The sequence below is a fragment of the Lentimicrobium sp. L6 genome, assembly GCF_013166655.1.
Classification (GTDB): Bacteria; Bacteroidota; Bacteroidia; order Bacteroidales; family UBA12170; genus UBA12170.
The window spans coordinates 1-17,211 of the sequence record NZ_JABKCA010000061.1; the positions used below are offsets into that span (position 1 = coordinate 1).

At 34.8% G+C, this 17,211-nt stretch carries 12 protein-coding genes; 4 read left to right on the plus strand and 8 right to left on the minus strand.

The window, feature by feature from the left end:
• Positions 1-530: 530 nt before the first annotated feature.
• On the minus strand, positions 531-3,149 hold the full coding sequence (alaS, locus tag HNS38_RS14785; protein ID WP_172278505.1) for an alanine--tRNA ligase: 2,619 nt from the start codon (positions 3,147-3,149) through the stop codon (positions 531-533).
• Between the two features lie 143 nt (positions 3,150-3,292).
• Here alaS and HNS38_RS14790 point away from each other — a divergent pair, with 143 nt between their 5' ends.
• Both HNS38_RS14790 and HNS38_RS14795 read left to right on the plus strand, forming a co-directional pair.
• Positions 3,293-4,267, plus strand: a complete 975-nt coding sequence (locus HNS38_RS14790) for a M23 family metallopeptidase (RefSeq protein ID WP_172278507.1) — start codon at positions 3,293-3,295, stop codon at positions 4,265-4,267.
• A gap of 15 nt (positions 4,268-4,282) precedes the next feature.
• Positions 4,283-4,618, plus strand: coding sequence for a MerR family transcriptional regulator (locus HNS38_RS14795; protein ID WP_172278509.1), 336 nt, complete (start codon positions 4,283-4,285; stop codon positions 4,616-4,618).
• Positions 4,619-4,714: 96 nt separating this feature from the next.
• On the opposite strand, the gene HNS38_RS14800 is transcribed toward HNS38_RS14795, so the two are convergent.
• The gene (locus tag HNS38_RS14800; RefSeq protein ID WP_172278511.1) at positions 4,715-6,298 is read right to left on the minus strand and encodes a beta-N-acetylhexosaminidase; all 1,584 of its coding nucleotides are present in this window, start codon (positions 6,296-6,298) and stop codon (positions 4,715-4,717) included.
• Positions 6,299-6,467: 169 nt separating this feature from the next.
• On the opposite strand from HNS38_RS14800, the gene HNS38_RS14805 reads away from it, so the two are divergent.
• Positions 6,468-6,818: a RidA family protein gene (locus HNS38_RS14805; protein WP_172278513.1), complete on the plus strand. Its 351-nt coding sequence runs from the start codon at positions 6,468-6,470 to the stop codon at positions 6,816-6,818.
• A gap of 74 nt (positions 6,819-6,892) precedes the next feature.
• Here HNS38_RS14805 and HNS38_RS14810 read toward each other — a convergent pair whose 3' ends face one another.
• From HNS38_RS14810 to HNS38_RS14830, 5 genes are read right to left on the minus strand one after another with little or no spacing between them, the layout of a single operon-like run.
• Complete coding sequence (locus tag HNS38_RS14810; protein ID WP_172278515.1) at positions 6,893-7,582, minus strand: hypothetical protein; 690 nt, start codon at positions 7,580-7,582, stop codon at positions 6,893-6,895.
• A 29-nt stretch (positions 7,583-7,611) separates the two neighbouring features.
• Positions 7,612-8,592, minus strand: coding sequence for a lipoate--protein ligase (locus HNS38_RS14815; RefSeq protein ID WP_172278517.1), 981 nt, complete (start codon positions 8,590-8,592; stop codon positions 7,612-7,614).
• Between the two features lie 33 nt (positions 8,593-8,625).
• Complete coding sequence (locus HNS38_RS14820; protein ID WP_172278519.1) at positions 8,626-10,269, minus strand: amidohydrolase; 1,644 nt, start codon at positions 10,267-10,269, stop codon at positions 8,626-8,628.
• Positions 10,270-10,275: 6 nt separating this feature from the next.
• Entirely contained in the window at positions 10,276-11,265 is a 990-nt protein-coding gene (locus HNS38_RS14825) for an ABC transporter ATP-binding protein (RefSeq protein WP_172278521.1), read from the minus strand.
• Positions 11,262-12,341 carry an iron ABC transporter permease gene (locus HNS38_RS14830; protein WP_172278523.1) on the minus strand — a complete coding sequence of 360 codons (1,080 nt, stop codon included), beginning with the start codon at positions 12,339-12,341 and terminating at the stop codon, positions 11,262-11,264. The genes HNS38_RS14825 and HNS38_RS14830 overlap by 4 nt, the downstream gene beginning before the upstream one ends.
• Positions 12,342-12,408: 67 nt before the next feature.
• Here HNS38_RS14830 and HNS38_RS14835 point away from each other — a divergent pair, with 67 nt between their 5' ends.
• Positions 12,409-13,260 carry an N-acetylglucosamine kinase gene (locus HNS38_RS14835; protein ID WP_172278525.1) on the plus strand — a complete coding sequence of 284 codons (852 nt, stop codon included), beginning with the start codon at positions 12,409-12,411 and terminating at the stop codon, positions 13,258-13,260.
• Between the two features lie 6 nt (positions 13,261-13,266).
• Here HNS38_RS14835 and HNS38_RS14840 read toward each other — a convergent pair whose 3' ends face one another.
• Positions 13,267-17,061, minus strand: a complete 3,795-nt coding sequence (locus HNS38_RS14840) for a PAS domain S-box protein (RefSeq protein WP_172278527.1) — start codon at positions 17,059-17,061, stop codon at positions 13,267-13,269.
• Between the last annotated feature and the right edge of the window lie 150 nt (positions 17,062-17,211).

Below are 17,211 nucleotides of genomic sequence, written 5' to 3' on the forward strand. Positions count from 1 at the left end.
CTCTTTAATCCGAACTCTTTATTCTGATTCTCCCCATAAAAATTAACATGAGCCAGAATTAGCTCATATGACACGAATTTATGAAGAGCTATCGGGATAACTCAATGAAATTTGGGGAAAAAGAGGGGCGAATTATCGAAATCTACTAGTAGAAATGCCAATAATACATCATCTTTTACTTAATAATCCTTTGATATTGTACCCTGTAACTGCATGATTATTAACAGAAACCTAATGCGTTATAGGCTTTTGTGGCAATTGTTAATAATCGAACAAAGGTTAAAAAGTAAATATATGCTTATTTATAAATATAGTAGCGTAAAATGTATTCTTGGGCTAAAGGTATTATCAATCAAAAAAATGCCGACTAAGAACTAAATAGCAAATATCAATATCTAATTCCAATGAAGAAATGTATTAAGCTTAAAGATAAGCAATACAATATCATTTATTATCGGCATAAACCAATGTATCATGAAAAATGGCCTTTAAGGCATTTTGATGAACATTTGATAATAGGAACGGAGGTTTTATCCTTTCACCATGGCTTTTACTTCAGAAACAGCTTTGTCTAAACCTTCTGGGTTTTTACCACCAGCTGTAGCAAAGTGGTCTTGTCCGCCACCGCCACCTTGAATATGTTGTGCTGCTGTACGAATCATCTGACCGGCTTTTAATCCTGATTTTTCTAAAGCATGTTCACCTAAAGCAATAGTTAAACTTGCTTTTCCGCCTTGCCTATTACCAAAAGCTAATATTAACTCTGGATATTTCTTTGTCAACTGGAAAGCTAGGTTTTTAACGCTGCCTGCGTCTAGATCCAGCACTTGTCCCAACCATTTAACTTCCCCAAATTCCTCTATTTTATTCTCTAATTCTTTTTTCTCGTTCTGAGCTTTTTCATTCAAGAGCTCCTCCACTTGTTTTTGCATTTTCTTCTGATCATCTAAAATCATTTGAATGCCTTTAACAACGTCTTTCTGATTTTTCAACAGACCTTTTACTGCATCCACAGTTTCTACATGGCTATTCATATAGTCGAAGGCTTTTTGTCCGGTATAGGCCTCTATTCGTCTAACTCCAGATGCAATAGCGCTTTCATGAATAATCTTGAATAAACCAATCTGTCCAGTGGCTTCCACATGAGTTCCTCCACAAAGCTCAACAGAATCTCCAAATTTGACAACTCTAACCAAGTCGCCATATTTCTCACCAAACAACATCATGGCGCCTTTTTCTTCTGCTTCTTCTATGGGAACTTGTCCATTAATATCTGCTGCTGTGTTGGCTTGTATAGCTACATTTACTAATGCTTCTACCTTTGCAATCTCTTCTTTTTCCATCCTCTGAAAATGAGAAAAGTCAAAACGCAGATGAGAATCGTTTACCAAAGAGCCTTTTTGCTCCACATGAGTTCCAAGAATTTCTCTCAAAGCTTTATGCATGAGGTGAGTGGCTGTATGATTTTTAGTGATTGCTGCACGTTTGCTTGAAGAAACTACTGCTTTAAATGGCAACTTCGGATTTTTAGGTAATTGCTTTGCAATATGAATAATAAGGTTATTCTCTTTCTTGGTATCGATAATGCTAATCTTTTCAGTTTCACTCTCAATATATCCTGTATCACCCACTTGTCCACCAGCTTCAGCATAAAATGGAGTGATGTTAAATGCCAATTGGAAAAGCTCCTTATTTTTAGTGATGACTTTGCGGTATTTAGTAATATGAATAGTAGATTGTAAATGATCGTAACCAATAAACTCTTCCACATCATCCTCTTTTAAAACCACCCAATCGTCAGTTTCTGAGGTGGCAGCTTTTTTAGAACGTTGTTTTTGAGCTTCCATTTCTTCGTCAAACTCACGCTTGCTTACTACCAGTCCTTTTTCTTTAAGAATAAGTTCGGTGAGGTCGAATGGAAATCCAAAAGTATCGTATAATTCAAAAGCTTCTTGACCTTTTATGACTTTATAACCTTGCATGGTTACATTGTCAATAATTTTATCGAGCATCTGAATACCAGTACTCAAAGTTCTTAGGAAAGAATTTTCTTCTTCCATCATCACTTTTTCTATCAATTGCTTTTGTTTCGCCAATTCGGGGAAGAAATCACCCATTTCGGATACCAATATATCTACTAATTTATAGATAAAAGCATCTTTAAAACCAAGGAAACTATAACCATATCTAACGGCTCTGCGCAGTATTCTTCTAATGACATATCCAGCTCCTGTATTAGAAGGCAACTGACCATCGGCAATAGCAAAAGCAATAGCTCTAAGATGGTCAGCAATCACACGCATGGCAATATCGTGCTCTTCGTTCTGACCATAATCTTTGCCACACATATTAGCAATTTCTTGCAGTAGTGGCTGAAAGATATCAGTATCGTAATTAGACCTTTTTCCTTGAATAGCCATAGTTAACCGCTCAAATCCCATTCCTGTATCGATATGCTTGGCAGGAAGGTTTTCTAATTGCCCGCTTGCTTTTCTATTGTATTGAATAAATACTAAGTTCCAAATTTCAACAACTTGAGGATGGTCTTCATTCACCAATTTGTCTCCGCTAATTTTAGCTCGTTCTTCGTCGCTTCTCAAGTCAATGTGAATTTCAGAGCAAGGACCACATGGTCCACTATCACCCATTTCCCAGAAATTGTCTTTCTTATTTCCGTTGAGGATTCTTTCTGCGGGAACAAATTTCTTCCAAAATTCTAAAGCTTCAGTATCAAGTTCTGTTCCATCCGCTTCATCACCTTCAAAGACAGTTACATATAATCTGTCTTTATCTAGTTTTAATAGCTCAGTTAATAATTCCCAAGCCCAAGAAATGGCTTCTTCCTTGAAGTAATCACCAAAAGACCAGTTTCCTAACATCTCGAACATGGTATGGTGATAGGTATCATGACCTACTTCTTCCAAATCGTTATGTTTACCCGAAACGCGTAAACACTTTTGTGAGTTGGCAACTCTGGAACTTACGGATTTACCATGGCCCAAGAATACATCCTTAAATTGGTTCATTCCCGCATTAACAAACATTAATGTAGGGTCATTTTTCATCACCATAGGTGAGGAGGGAACAATACTATGTTGTTTTGATTCGAAAAATTCGATAAAATTTCTTCTTATTTCTGCAGCTTTCATTTTTCTAGTTTTTATTCTAAGCTAAAATAGTCCTTGATTTCAAACCAATAATGCTGGCTTTTACTCAATCGGATTTAGCTTGCAAATTTAGTTTATTTCGTTAATTTTGTGCGATAAATGCGAAAAGGATTTTTTAGCTAAAAATGGGGAAGAAATTATACTTTTTTAATCAGCAAACTTTACAATACGAAAAGGTGAAACCGACCATCAAAAATCGTTTGATGCGGTTGCTATCTGTAGTGTTTACTGGAGTTCTGTTTTCGGGAGTTGTAATTCTTATTGCTTATACTTTTTTTAATTCTCCAAAGGAATTGATGCAACAACGTGAAATAGAACAATTCAAGCTTCAAACTAAAATATTGGATGAGAAGTTGGAAATTTTGGAAAAGGTTGCTGATAATTTACAGGATAGAGACGATAATATCTACCGAGTTATTTTTGAAACTGAGCCTGTTGCTAGCGAAATTCGTCAAGCTGGTATAGGAGGAAGTGATAGATACGAAAAACTAAAAGGTTATAAGAATAGTGACTTGCTGATAAATACCACCAAGAAATTGGACAGGTTGAGTAATAGACTTTATGTACAGTCTACCTCCTATGATGAAGTTTTCGATATGGCTAAGAATATGGATCAAATGACAGCCTGTATTCCAGCTATTCAACCTATAAGTGATAAATATAAAAGGAGGATCTCTTCGTTCTATGGCTACCGTATACATCCGATTTACAAGCGTAGGATTTTTCATGATGGTTTAGATTTTTCAGCACCAACCGGAACTGAAATTTATGCTACAGGTGATGGTGTCGTAGAGTCGGCTAGCCGTTCTAGTTATGGTTACGGAAATAAAATTACCATTGATCATGGTTATGGCTATAAGACCGTATATGCTCACATGCACAAGTTTAAGGTTAGAAAAGGACAGAAGGTGAGTAGGGGGCAAGTGATTGGTTCTGTTGGGAATAGTGGTTTGTCAACTAGTCCACATTTACATTATGAAGTTCTTCGCAATGATAGGAAAGTAAATCCTATATATTATTTCTTTAACGATTTAAGCCCTCAAGAATATGAAGAGATTATTAGTTCGGCTAATAGTTCTCTTGGAGGAGGAGCATTATAATTCAATTCTTTTTCTATGGAAATAAAACATCATCAAAAGCTTTATTATAGCATAGGCGAAGTAGCAAAAATGTTCGACGTCAATACCTCGCTCATTCGTTTTTGGGAAAAGGAATTTGAAGTGATCAAGCCCAAAAAGAATAAAAAAGGTAATCGCATGTTCACCCCTAAGGATGTGGACAATTTTCACCTCATCTTTCATCTAGTTAAAGAGAAAGGCTACACTTTAAAAGGGGCTAAAGAAACCCTCATTCTAGAGAATAGAAAAGTAAAAGTAGATACTGAGGTGGAAGTGCTGAAGACCTTGAAAGACACCAAAGCCTTTTTATTAAAGCTCCGCGAACAATTATAAGCTTTAAATCAAATAAGGATTATAAGGTCAGATAATGCTTTAAGCTTTCTTAAATTCTCTTAAATGATTTATATGGTTCAATCTTGTCAAAAATAATTATTTCCCCAATTTCCATTCAATCAAAGGAGAAACATAATAACTAACATCCATACTCTTTAAATAAGGGGCTTGATTCCCCAGACGCTTCTTATAATCCTCCCAATTTCTATTTTCCTGAGTAGTCCAGCCAAGTTCAGCATATCCAATAGCTCTCGGAAAAGCCAAATATTCCAGCTCCAAAATATTACTGATGGTTTCACTCCATAGCGGTGCTTCAATTCCAAATATATTTTCCTGGGGGATGTCTTCGTAGTTTTCAGGAGACCAATTATAAGCCACATCAGTCGGGATATAGGCAGCCCAATGTAATCCATGTTTAGATAGTGAATCATATTGCATATCTAAATAGGCTTTCTTCGCAGGAGACATAATAATTTTCATGCCTTTTTTTACAGCCAATTTCGCATTGTCATTGCTACGCCAGAATTGAGAGATAGAAGAAGCATCAACATCTGTGGTAGCAATTTCATCCCATCCTATCATTTGCTTGCCGTATTTTTGGACTATCTTTTCTACTTTATTTACAAAATAGATATAATCATCTTTTTTAGTGACATGGCTTTCGTCGCCACCGATATGGAAATAAGGACTAGGAGAAAGGGCTGCAATCTCACGAATCACATCATCGATAAAAACATAAACGGTGTCTTTTCTGGTGTCGAAGGTACTGAATCCAACTCTAGTTCCAGTATAAAGCTTTAACTCTTTGCCATTACCATTTAAAAAGGGGTAAGAGACCGATGCGGCATTGGTATGGCCAGGCATATCTATTTCTGGAATAATCATCATATGATGAGCTAAAGCATAATTCACAATTTCAGTATATTGTTCTTGGGTATAGAATCCTCCTGCCTCTCCACCTACTTCTGTACTTCCACCAACTTCTGTTAGCTTGGGCCACGATTTGATCTCGATTCGCCAGCCTTGATCATCACTCAAATGCAGGTGTAAAGCATTATATTTATAATAAGCCAAGACCTCAATGAATTTTTTAACATCCTCCACACTAAAGAAATGACGTGCTACATCGAGCATGGCTCCACGATATTCGAACTGGGGATAGTCGGTAATAGTTCCTGTAGGAATGGTCCATATTTTAGTATTCGTGAGTGTGTCGTTACTTTCTCTAGGGATAATTTGACGTAAAGTCTGAATGCCTCTAAAAGCACCAGCTGCAGAATTTGATGAAAGAATCACCGAATCTGTAGTAATATGTAATTGATAAGCTTCCGGATTCTCTGGATGAAGACTAGCTTCCTTTTTTATAAAGATGACACTTTCTTGATTAAGGATAGGTGAATTGACAAGTGTTTTTAATCCAGTTATATCATTGATTCTATCGGCTAGAATCTGTGCTATTTCTTTATAATCATGGTCTTCAATGCTAACAATAGCGCTAAACTCATCCAAGGCAAAACCACCATTCGTGGAAATTATATTTAGGGGCTTAGGAATGATATTCTCTGTTGCTAGATTTGTTTTCGGGAATTTAATAATTCTTTTCTTTTCTCCTTGGCAAGAGATTAAAGTAGTGAGACTTAATAGTATTAACAGGGTCTTTAGTGCTATTGATTTTATCATGATTTTGTGTTTATGCATTTTTGATTCAAAATGAAGCTACCATTGGTTTTTAATACCTCATTATTCTCTCCAAATATAAGAGGATTTAGTTTTCAAATTTCAAACTTTTTATCATTAAAAAATCAGACTAATTATGACTAGTTTTGCACCCTATTTAAAACATAAACACATGTCAATAACAAGAATAGATTCAACTCCGCGTATGAGTAGAATTGTTGAGCATAATGGGACTATTTATCTTTGTGGACAAGTGGCAAAAGATGCTACTAAAGATATTAAAGAACAAACGATTACTACTTTAGAAAAAGTAGAAGAGCTACTTGATAAAGCAGGTTCTGATAAGAAACATATTCTTTCTGTTACCATCTATATCCGCGACATGAAAGATTTTGCAGCTATGAATGAGGTTTGGGATGCTTGGGTAGCGAATGGTTATCAACCCGCTCGCGCTTGTGTTGAAGCTCTAATGGCTCGTCCAGAACTATTGGTGGAAATGTCTGTTGTAGCTGCTAAAAAATAATGAGTAAAATGGAGGAGTTTTAATATATGAGATTCCTCTAATTTTGAGTTTTAAGTTCAACAAGAAAATCTAGTTTACTGAAGATCTATAGACAAAAATGTGGTATCGCTGGGGTTCATTTGAACCACAACTGTTGTGTCATCATGTTTTTTATTATATCTTGACCATGTCACATAAACATTATGATTGTCCTTGGATAAATAGGATTCTTTGAGCACTGTTACCGTATCATCGTTGTCTATATAATATTCGCATGTATTGTAATCTGCAGTAGGATCAAATAATTCTGATGGTATATTCTTATTTAAATCTATTATAAAACCTTTATTCCCAGTAAAGTTGTTCAAGACAACATTAAGATATGTAGCTTTTCCTAGTAGTATTGTGTCATTGTTTAGTTCTGATAGAGAACAATTGTCTAGAGGGTTTTTATAGCCGCTATTCTTTTGGATATAATCATTTTTATAGGCGAAAATAGGATGAAGCATATCCTTATCTTTATAGGGAAATGTAAGTACATATTCTCCATTATTATTAGTTATTGATCTTATGGGTTCAATATAATAATAGTAATCGATGTCATCATGATCTTCCATATATTTTGATTTTAACATAAGGATCTCCGTATTAGGAAAAACCTCATTATTGTCGCAATTCAGTACGATACCTTTAATGGTTATCATTCTTTCTTCAGGTTCTGATTTCTTACAAGAAGTCAATCCAAAAAGAATAATAAAGATTGATAAGAGGACTTTAGTTTTCATAATGATAATTATTGGTTTGTCGAGAAGGTTTATACAAAAGCTTCCATAAATTCATCCAAAGTTACATTGGCTAAATAATTACCGAGTTCTATTTGCTGTAATTGAGCTTTGATTTTCCCCAAATCGTGAGGCATTCCAATGATAAGCTTTTCTAATTCATCAATGTCATTGGTATTGAAAAAATCCCCAAATATTTTGGCATTAACGATTTCACCTTTTCTCACTTCTAGGTTTAATTCTATATGACCACCAGTGGTTTTTATACCCTTCTGGAAGTTGTATTTAGGGGAGGAGCCAAAGTTCCAATTCCAGGTGCTGTATTTCTCGTCAACGAGTTGATTGATAGCAGCAATATCAGTTTCTGTGAGTTCATATAACTCTGTGTCGTCATATATACTTCTTACATGATTGATAATATGATCTTCAAAAGCTTCTAAACTAATGTGGGTGCTTAAGTGCTCTGATATATTCGTCACCCTACTTCGAACCGATTTCACTGCTTTGTCTTGGTATTTGAGTGGGTTTATCTTTAAAGCTTGCGATAAATCAGGAAGTTTGGAACTGAAAAGCAAGGTGCCATGTTGCAGAATTTTGTTCTGATATATATGTTTGGCATTGCCCGAGAATTTTTTTCCTTTTATGGTGAGGTCGTTTCTGCCTTCAAATTTAGCATCCACACCCAAAGCATTTAATACATCTAATATAGGCTGAGTATATTTACGGAAATCAATAGGCTCATTTTTCTCTTTGGTTTTGATAAAGCTAAAATTCAAATTCCCTGGGTCATGAAAAACGGCTCCACCACCAGAAAGTCTTCTCACTACGGTGATTTCATTTTCTTTCACATAATCCACATTAATCTCCGCCAGTGAATTCTGGTGCTTACCGATTATGATAGAAGGGTTATTAATATAAAGATAAAAGCAATCTTCGTCTTTATGCTTGAGCAGGTATTCTTCAGTGGCAATGTTGAAAACTGGATTATTTGTTTTAGATCTGAGACACAGCATAGTTTAAATCTTAAATAATGGAATGATTTGGACTTATTCTGTGATGGAAGAGTAAACCATCTCACCACCAACAACAGTCATTTTAACTTTAATATAAGGGATTTCTGTGGCAGGAACTTCCAATAGGTCCTCCTTTAGAACAATGAAGTCTGCAAATTTACCGGTTTCTAAACTACCTTTTTTATGCTCGTCAAAACCAGCTTTGGCTGCCCAAATGGTAATTCCTTTTAGCGCATCTTTCCTACTTAGTGCATTCTCCATTTGAAAACCATCCTCAGGATAGTATTTATTGTCCATTCTCGCCACTGCAGCATAGAAAGTAAGGAGTGGGTCAATTTTTTCAATAGGAAAATCAGTTCCCAAAGGAATCCAATTGTTTTGTTGACGGAGTTCTTCAAAAGCATAAGCGCTTTTTATTCTTTCTGGCCCTAATCTTTCGTCGGCCCAATACATATCGCTGGTGGCATGAGTAGGCTGAACGGATGGTATAATGCTTTTATCACCAAATCTGTGAAAGTCATCTGGATGAACCACTTGTGCATGCTCAATTCTCCAACGCTTGTCATTACTATCTTCTAAATATTTAGCATAGGTTTTTAAGATGACACGGTTGGCTGAATCACCAATAGCATGTGTATTCACTTGGTAATTATATTTGTCAGCCATCATACATAAAGAATCGAAATAGGCTTGTGGGCTTAACATCATTCCTTTCCAATGGGCTTTGTCGTGATAATCGTGAAGAAGACAAGCTCCGCGGCTTCCCAAGGCACCATCGGCATATAATTTAACTGATCTTACCGTCAATCGATCAGTGATAATTTGTCCCTTGGTCATTATTTCTTCCAAAGTTTCAGTTGTTGGAGTAAGCATGGCATAAACTCTCATTTTCAATTGGCCACTATTGTGTAATTCTTGAAGCAGATTAATATCGTAATATTCTAAACCTGCATCGCATACAGTGGTTAGTCCAACAGCAAAACATCCTTTTTCAGATTCTTTAATTGCCCTGATTCTGAGTTCTTTACTGGTGCTTGGCATCACTTCTCTTACCATCTCCATAGCATTATCTATCAATACTCCAGTGAGCTCACCATCCTTTATAATGAATTCACCACCATGAATTTGAGTTTCATTATTTATGCCCGCTAATTCCAATGCCTTTGAATTGGCAATAGCTGCATGACCATCAATTCGAGTTAAATAAACTGCTTTATTGGGCCAGAGCTCGTCCAACTTTTCTTTGCTAGGAAATTCTTGTACTTCCCAATCATTCTGGTCCCAACCTCTGCCGATTAACCATTCAGCAGGAAATTCTTTCTCAAAAACCTGAAGATTTTCAATAGCCTCCTCAAAACTTTTTGTTCCCACCAAATTAGCTCTTGAAACTAAGCTTTGTCCATAAGAGATAAAATGGGAATGTGCATCAATAAATCCAGGGTATACATATTGATTATTGAGGTTTAAAGATTCTTCTGCCCAATAGTGTGATTGTATTTCTTCATTGCTTCCGATAGCGATGATTTTGCCATCTTTAATAGCCATGGCTTCAGCCATCTCGAAATTTTCGTTTATGGTATAGATTTTAGCATCTTGAACCATCATATCCACTTCGATAGGGGTTTGACAGGAGCTTAAAAAGAGGATAAAACTGAATAAATAGAGGATGTTTTTCATGCGATCTTATTGTATTTTTAAAAAATGGAGTAATTCTTGAATATTCTGAGTAGAATGGGTTTTTTGCTTTCCTTCAAAGATATGATATCCATCATCACAAACAATATGTTTATCGGATGGTCCAGTTGGGGATACTTCATTTCTAATCAGGGCTTTTCTAAGCCAAGTGGCTTTCGTGCTTTTTCCTATTACTTCAATACTGAATTTAGGTTTAAATTGCTTTTCAAAATGACCAGATTCAATATTAAAAGCCATCTCATTGTTTTTGAACACATTGAGGATTTGTCCTTCAATCACTAAGTCTTCTGGTATTCCGCTAATCATTTTCTGGTGTTCCGGAAATAACCATATTTGATCCGCAGTTTTTAAAGCCAGTTCAATATCATGAGTGGAAAGGATGATGCCCATTTGTTTCTGACGGGCTAGTTTCCTAAGCATGATTAAAAGACTCGACTTGGTAGGGAAATCAAGAAAAGCGGTAGGCTCATCTAGAAGCATCAATGGAGTTTGTTGAGCAAGAGCTTTGGCTATCATTACTTTTTGCTTCTCACCATCACTCAATTCTACATAGCTACGATTTAAAAGATGTGCTATTCCAACATTTTGAGCTGTTTCAATAACGATATTCAAATCTTTTTTCTGTAGATTCCCCCAAAAGCCAGTATATGGATATCTTCCCAAGGAAATCACATCCTGGGCACTCATTTGTGGAATGTCTAATTGCTCTGTAAGTACCAGAGCTAATTTCCTTGAAAATTCTTGCTGATTGAATTTAGAGATTGGAGTGTCGCCAATGATCATTTCGCCAGAAAGCTCAGCTTGGATTCTACCCAATGTTTTTAAAAAAGTTGATTTTCCGACTCCATTAGGACCAATTAAGCAAATTAATTCTCCAGCATATAGGCTTAGATTCAGATGGCTTTGTATGACTTTCTTTTGGTCCTTTATTTGATAGCCGATCTCCAGATCTTTTATTTCCAAGAGTTTCTTTTTCATGAAGTCGACATGTTAATTCTGTTATTTTTTATCAAAAACCATATTACCAATGGCGCTCCAAATAAGGAGGTTACCGTGTTTATCGGAATGGCTTGTTCAAGCGATGGTAGTCGAGCAATTAGGTTGCAAGATAGGGCTATGGCCATTCCTGTGAGGATAATTCCAGGTAATAATATTTTATGTTCTGAAGTTTTAAAAAGCATTCTACTCAAATGTGGAACTGCCAGCCCAATAAAAGCAATGGGTCCGGTATAAGCGGTAGCTACCGCCGTTAACAATCCTGCAATTACGATCAGGCTGACTCTTAGTTTTTTTACATTTACGCCTAGATTTGTGGCGTAATGTTCCCCTAGTAGCATGAGGTTTAATGGCTTAACAAAGAAGAAGCTTGCCACAATTCCCGACAATATCAAACTAGCAAATAATGTCATTTGATGCATGCTCACTTGACTAAAACTTCCCAATCCCCAAATCACAAAAGAGTGAACTTCTTGTTCATGGCTAATGAATTGAAGGAACCCAATGAATGAAGATGCCGCATAACCTATCATGAGTCCTATTATAAGTAGTGAGACGTTGCTTTTAACAAATCGTGCAAAGAGAAGCACGAGCCCGAGAGTTAAAAAAGCACCCACAAAGGCTGCAATCACTATGCTGAATTGTTGCAAATAACTAGAAATAAGAACTAAACTACCAGCTCCACCCAATAATGTTAAAATAGCAACACCCATACTGGCTCCTGCACTAATTCCTAATATGCCTGGCCCTGCCAAAGGGTTTCTAAATAATGTTTGCATTAAAAGCCCAGCCACCGATAAAGCTGCTCCTGTTAGAAGTGCTGTAATAGCCTGTGGTAATCGAGAAGTTAATATAATTAATTGGGAAATTCTCTCGGTTTCTGCTGATGGGAAGAGTAGTGTTTCTAAAATCTCAGAAAAAGGAATATGAATAGATCCAAATACCAGATTAGCAAAGAAGAGTATCAGGTTTAGTACAATTAGGGCAATGATAAGCCGAATTGATTTGCCTTTAAAAGTTTTTACACTTTGATTATTAGGATTATCCCGTAATGTCATTGTCTTTTTGATACCTTTAAATTGTTTTCGTTCAAATTTTGTGCTAAATTAGCTTAAAATATTTAATATGATACTCATTGCAGATAGCGGATCAACAAAAACTGATTGGGTACTTTGGATACCAAAGACTAATGAAGTTTTCAAATATAAAACCAAAGGGCTCAATCCATACTTTACCAAATCATCAGAAATTACAGAGGAGATGCGAGAACATTTTGCCTCTGATGATTTAATTCAGCTTAAAGAAATTTTCTTCTATGGTTCTGGTTGTGGAAGCATAGATTCAAAATCAATTGTTTTTGAGGGTCTTACTAATGCTTGTAAGAATGCGAAAATTCATATTGAGCATGATTTAATGGCGTCGGCGCGCTCTTTACTCGGAAACGAAAAAGGCATAGCTTGTATTCTTGGAACGGGCTCTAATGCTTGTTTGTATGATGGTAAGGTAATTATAGGTGAAGCGGTTTCGTTTGGTTACATCATGGGTGATGAAGGCTCTGGTAATCATATAGGTAGAATGCTGTTGAAAGCCATTTTCAATGGTAAAGCTCCAAAAGAATTGGTAATGGACTTTAATGATAAATATCCTCATCTTGATCTATCTCGTTTACTGGACCAACTTTATAACCTTCCAAATCCAAATCGTTTTTTAGCAAGCTTTAGCCCTTTTGTTCTTTCAAATCAGGACAAGAAATTTGTCAGGGCTCTGATAGAATCCTCCTTTAATCAGTTTCTTGATGAATTTGTTGTTGATTTAAGTATGGATAAATCTTTACCTGTTAGTTTTCAGGGTTCTATAGCATGGTCTTATAAAGCTATTTTGAAAAAGGTTTTGGGGGATAGAGGATTTAAAATGGGTAATATTATAAAGCAACCAATAGATACTCTTTTAGAATTTCATAAGAACAATAAAATTTAAGATGATTTAATAGGGGAGGCTAAAATAGAATTCAGATCCTTTTCCTTCTTCTGACTTCATCCAAATATCGCCTTTTAGATGTTCTATTAAACCTTTGGAAATACTCAAACCTAATCCAGTCCCACCATAATCGGTATGTGTCATGGTATGTGCTTGACGGAACCTGTCGAATACAAATTCTTGTTCTGCTTTGGGAATACCTATTCCTGAGTCTTTAACATAAAACATAACATGTTTCTTTTGAGGAACATGTTTACAGCCGAACTCAATTACGCCATTTTTAGGAGTGAATTTTAAAGCATTGCTTAAAAAATTAACCATCACTTGATTCAAGCGATAAGTGTCTGATTTAAGCGAGTTCATTTCTTTATCTTCACTATAATTGAATATTAAGTGAATACTTTTCTTTTTAGCTTCTATTTCGAAAGAATCATAAAGGTTTGATAGGAATTTCTTTATGTTTATGGTCTCCGAAATAAACCGTATTTGGTTGGCTTCTATTTTAGAAATATCTATAATATCATTAATCAGGTTTAATAAGTTTTGTCCATTATTTTTAATTCTACTGATAAATCCTGATTTTTCATTCTGATCAATATCGTCTTCTTCCAATAGGCTAGAAAAACCAATAATAGCATTCATGGGTGTTCTTATTTCATGAGACATATTGGCTAAGAATGATGATTTTAGTTGGTCACTTTCTTCAGCTTTTTGTTTTGCATCTATCAGTTGTTTTTCAGCTCTTTTTATGTCAGTGATATCTCTTATGATGACTAAAATATGCTTTTCATGATTATAAGTAATGTATCGCAGTTTGGCGTTAATATTAAAAGGTGAACCATCTTTTCTAATATCCTCAGATTCCGCAATTAGGATTTTGTTAGTTTCTAAGAAATCTTTAACAAAATAGATGTTAATATCACTAGCGATTTTTATTTTATTAGAGTCCCTATGCATCAATTCCTGATAGGTGTATCCATACATATTACAGGTGACTTCATTGACTTCGACAATATCCCCTTGTTCATTTAATATGATCAGGCCATCCAAATTAGAATTGAAAATAGTTCTATATCTTTCTTCGCTTTCTTTGATGAGTTCAATAGATTTCTTTTTTTCTGAAACATCTATCAATAAACCATTTAGATGCGTTATTTCACCTTGGATATTTCGAATGATTTCAGTTTGATCTTCCACCCAAGCATAATCTCCATTTTTGCTTTTCAACCTATAGTATTCATGACTATAGTTTTTAAAAGCAGAATTATTGACATAATAATTTACTTCATTGAGTACTCGGGGTAAATCGTCTGGGTGAATCAAATCCGGATATTCAACTTGATTCTCAATAAGTTCTTCTGGTGTATAGCCAATTAATTTACTAATGTTAGGGGATACATATTCAATGGGATGTACGTGTTTGTCTTTTTGATACTTCCATAGTATGGCGACCACTTTTGTTTGATTTAAGATTTTTAGGGTATTCATCCTATCGGTGATGTCTTCTCCTGAGCTCAATAAACCTTTTATGACTCCCAATTGATCAATAATTGGAGAGCTTTGCCAATGAACTCGTCTTATTTTCTTGTCATTAGTGATGATATCATTTTCTGAAGATGAAATTAATTGAGCACCATTTAATATTTGTTTAAACTCTTGTTTGGTTTTAATAATGATTTCTGTGGGTAAGAAATTCTCAAACCAATTTTTTCCAATAATTTCTTTTTCTTTATAACCAAGTATTTCGCAAGCCCTTTCATTAACCATTTCCACATTCCCATTTATATCTAAAGCAATGAGAATATGAGGAGCTATGTTTAAATACTGCTGTAGTTTTTGTTGCTCATTAAATGCTTTATCTATAGCCTCTTTTCTCTTGGTAATATCCAAAAGTTGTGCAATAGTAAAAATACGACCTGCTTTGTCTTTATGGATGGATGAGCTGATTTCTATATCTTTGATGGTTCCATTGCTTTGAAGAAGCTTAAATTCATAATTATATGGAACTTTAATTCCCTTTTGTCTTTTTGAATAACGTTCTTTAACTAAATTGATACTTGATGGGTGTATCCATTTCTCGAACTTTTGGCCTATTAATTCTTCAGCTGTATCACCAAAAATTTCTTCAGATTTTGGATTTGCATAATTGAAAACTTCATTATTATCTATGATAACTATAGCAGCATGAGAGTTTTCTACTATACTTCTAAACTTATTTTCGCTCTCAATGATGTCACGTTTCATATTTGCTATATCTTCAATATTTTTGCTAATATTGATAATATGTGGTACCTCATTGAACTCTATAATTGCGGCTGATAATAAAGTTTGAATAAGCTGTCCATCTTTAACTTGAATGGTAGTTTCTAAATTGAAGATTTCTCCTTTTTGTTTTAATTGTTGGATATAAAATTCGGCATCTTTATCATTAGTCCAAAAATTAAAATCAAGTAAAGATTTTCCAATGAGTTCTTCTTTTTTATATTGTGTGATAGTTTGAAAAGATTGATTTACATCTACAAAATTATAATTATCAGCTTTGATAATATTTATAGCATCGGGGCTGGCGTTAAAAATCATTCTAAATTTCTCTTCACTGATCTTGATTGATTTTTTAAGCTTTATAAAATGGTCAAGGTTTTTTTGTAAAACCAATAAATGAGGAACATTATCTACTTCTATGGTCTTAGCAGAAACTAAACCTTCGATAATATTGCCATTGGGATGGCGATATTTGGCTTGATAATTTTCTATATATCCTTGCTTTTTTATGGTTTCAATATAGGTTTGCCTTTGGTCTTTATCGGCCCATAAATTCAATTCAAAACCACTTTTGCCAATGTAGTCAGAATAGGATGCACCGAGGTTTTTTATAAAAGCATCATTGATATCGGTAAACGCATATGTTTCATCAAGTTTATTAATACTTGTGGGATCTGGTAAGGCATTAAAAATAGTTCGGAATTTTTTCTCACTTGATTGCAATGCTCTTTGAGTTTGTGTTAATGAACTGGTATCACCAATAATGACCAAAATATAATCTGTGTCGTTATAATTAAATACCTTAGCAGAAATAATTGCTGTATAAACTTTCCCTTTACTGTTTGTGAAATGTGCAGAAAATTCATTTACATAACCTTGGCTCTGCAGTAGTTTGGTATATTCTGAATGTTCCTCTTTATGATACCAAAAACCGAGATCTTCTACGGTCTTGTTGATGATCTCACTTTCTTGCAAGCCGGCGTATTTCTCGAATTTATTATTGACAGCAATAAACCTTTCGGTGTTTAGATCATGTATGCTAATGGCTTCAGAAACAGATTGAAATATTAATTCAAAAAGCGGATGATGTGATCTTCTTTTCGACAAATGTGAAATAGATTCTTGTTGTTGCAATAGAAGTGTAAAGTTTTCTATGCTCAGACTTAAGATGATTTTTTGTGTAGCGTCTAAAATCATGGTGTCTACACTAAACAAGCCAAAAAAAATGGGATCAGTTGTATTTGGAATTCGTTGTATATATGAAGAATAAAGAGGGTGGGTGGGTATGATGCTATATTTATCTAAATCAGAAAACAGTTGAGAGTCTTTGTCCTCTTCTATCATTCTTTGCATAAGTTCAAACATCAAATTATCAAAGTGATGATTCGTATCGTGCTGAAAATGTGATTTTAAGATTGTTGGCTTGTCTTGTAGAAAGCTAACGATATATACTGAATGTCCATGTAATTGTTCAGATATTACTCTTAATCCTTCTTGAAGATGTTGGTTAATCTTTGCTTGGTTAGTTATCGGTTTCATAAAATATTAATATTCATTTTGGCTGTCCACCAAAATCCCCCTAGAAATAAAATATACTAAAACAGGATAAAATCCCTTAATACTGCAATTTACACATTTTTTAGGTTCTACAATCAAATAATTTTCATATTTATGATCACTAATATTTAA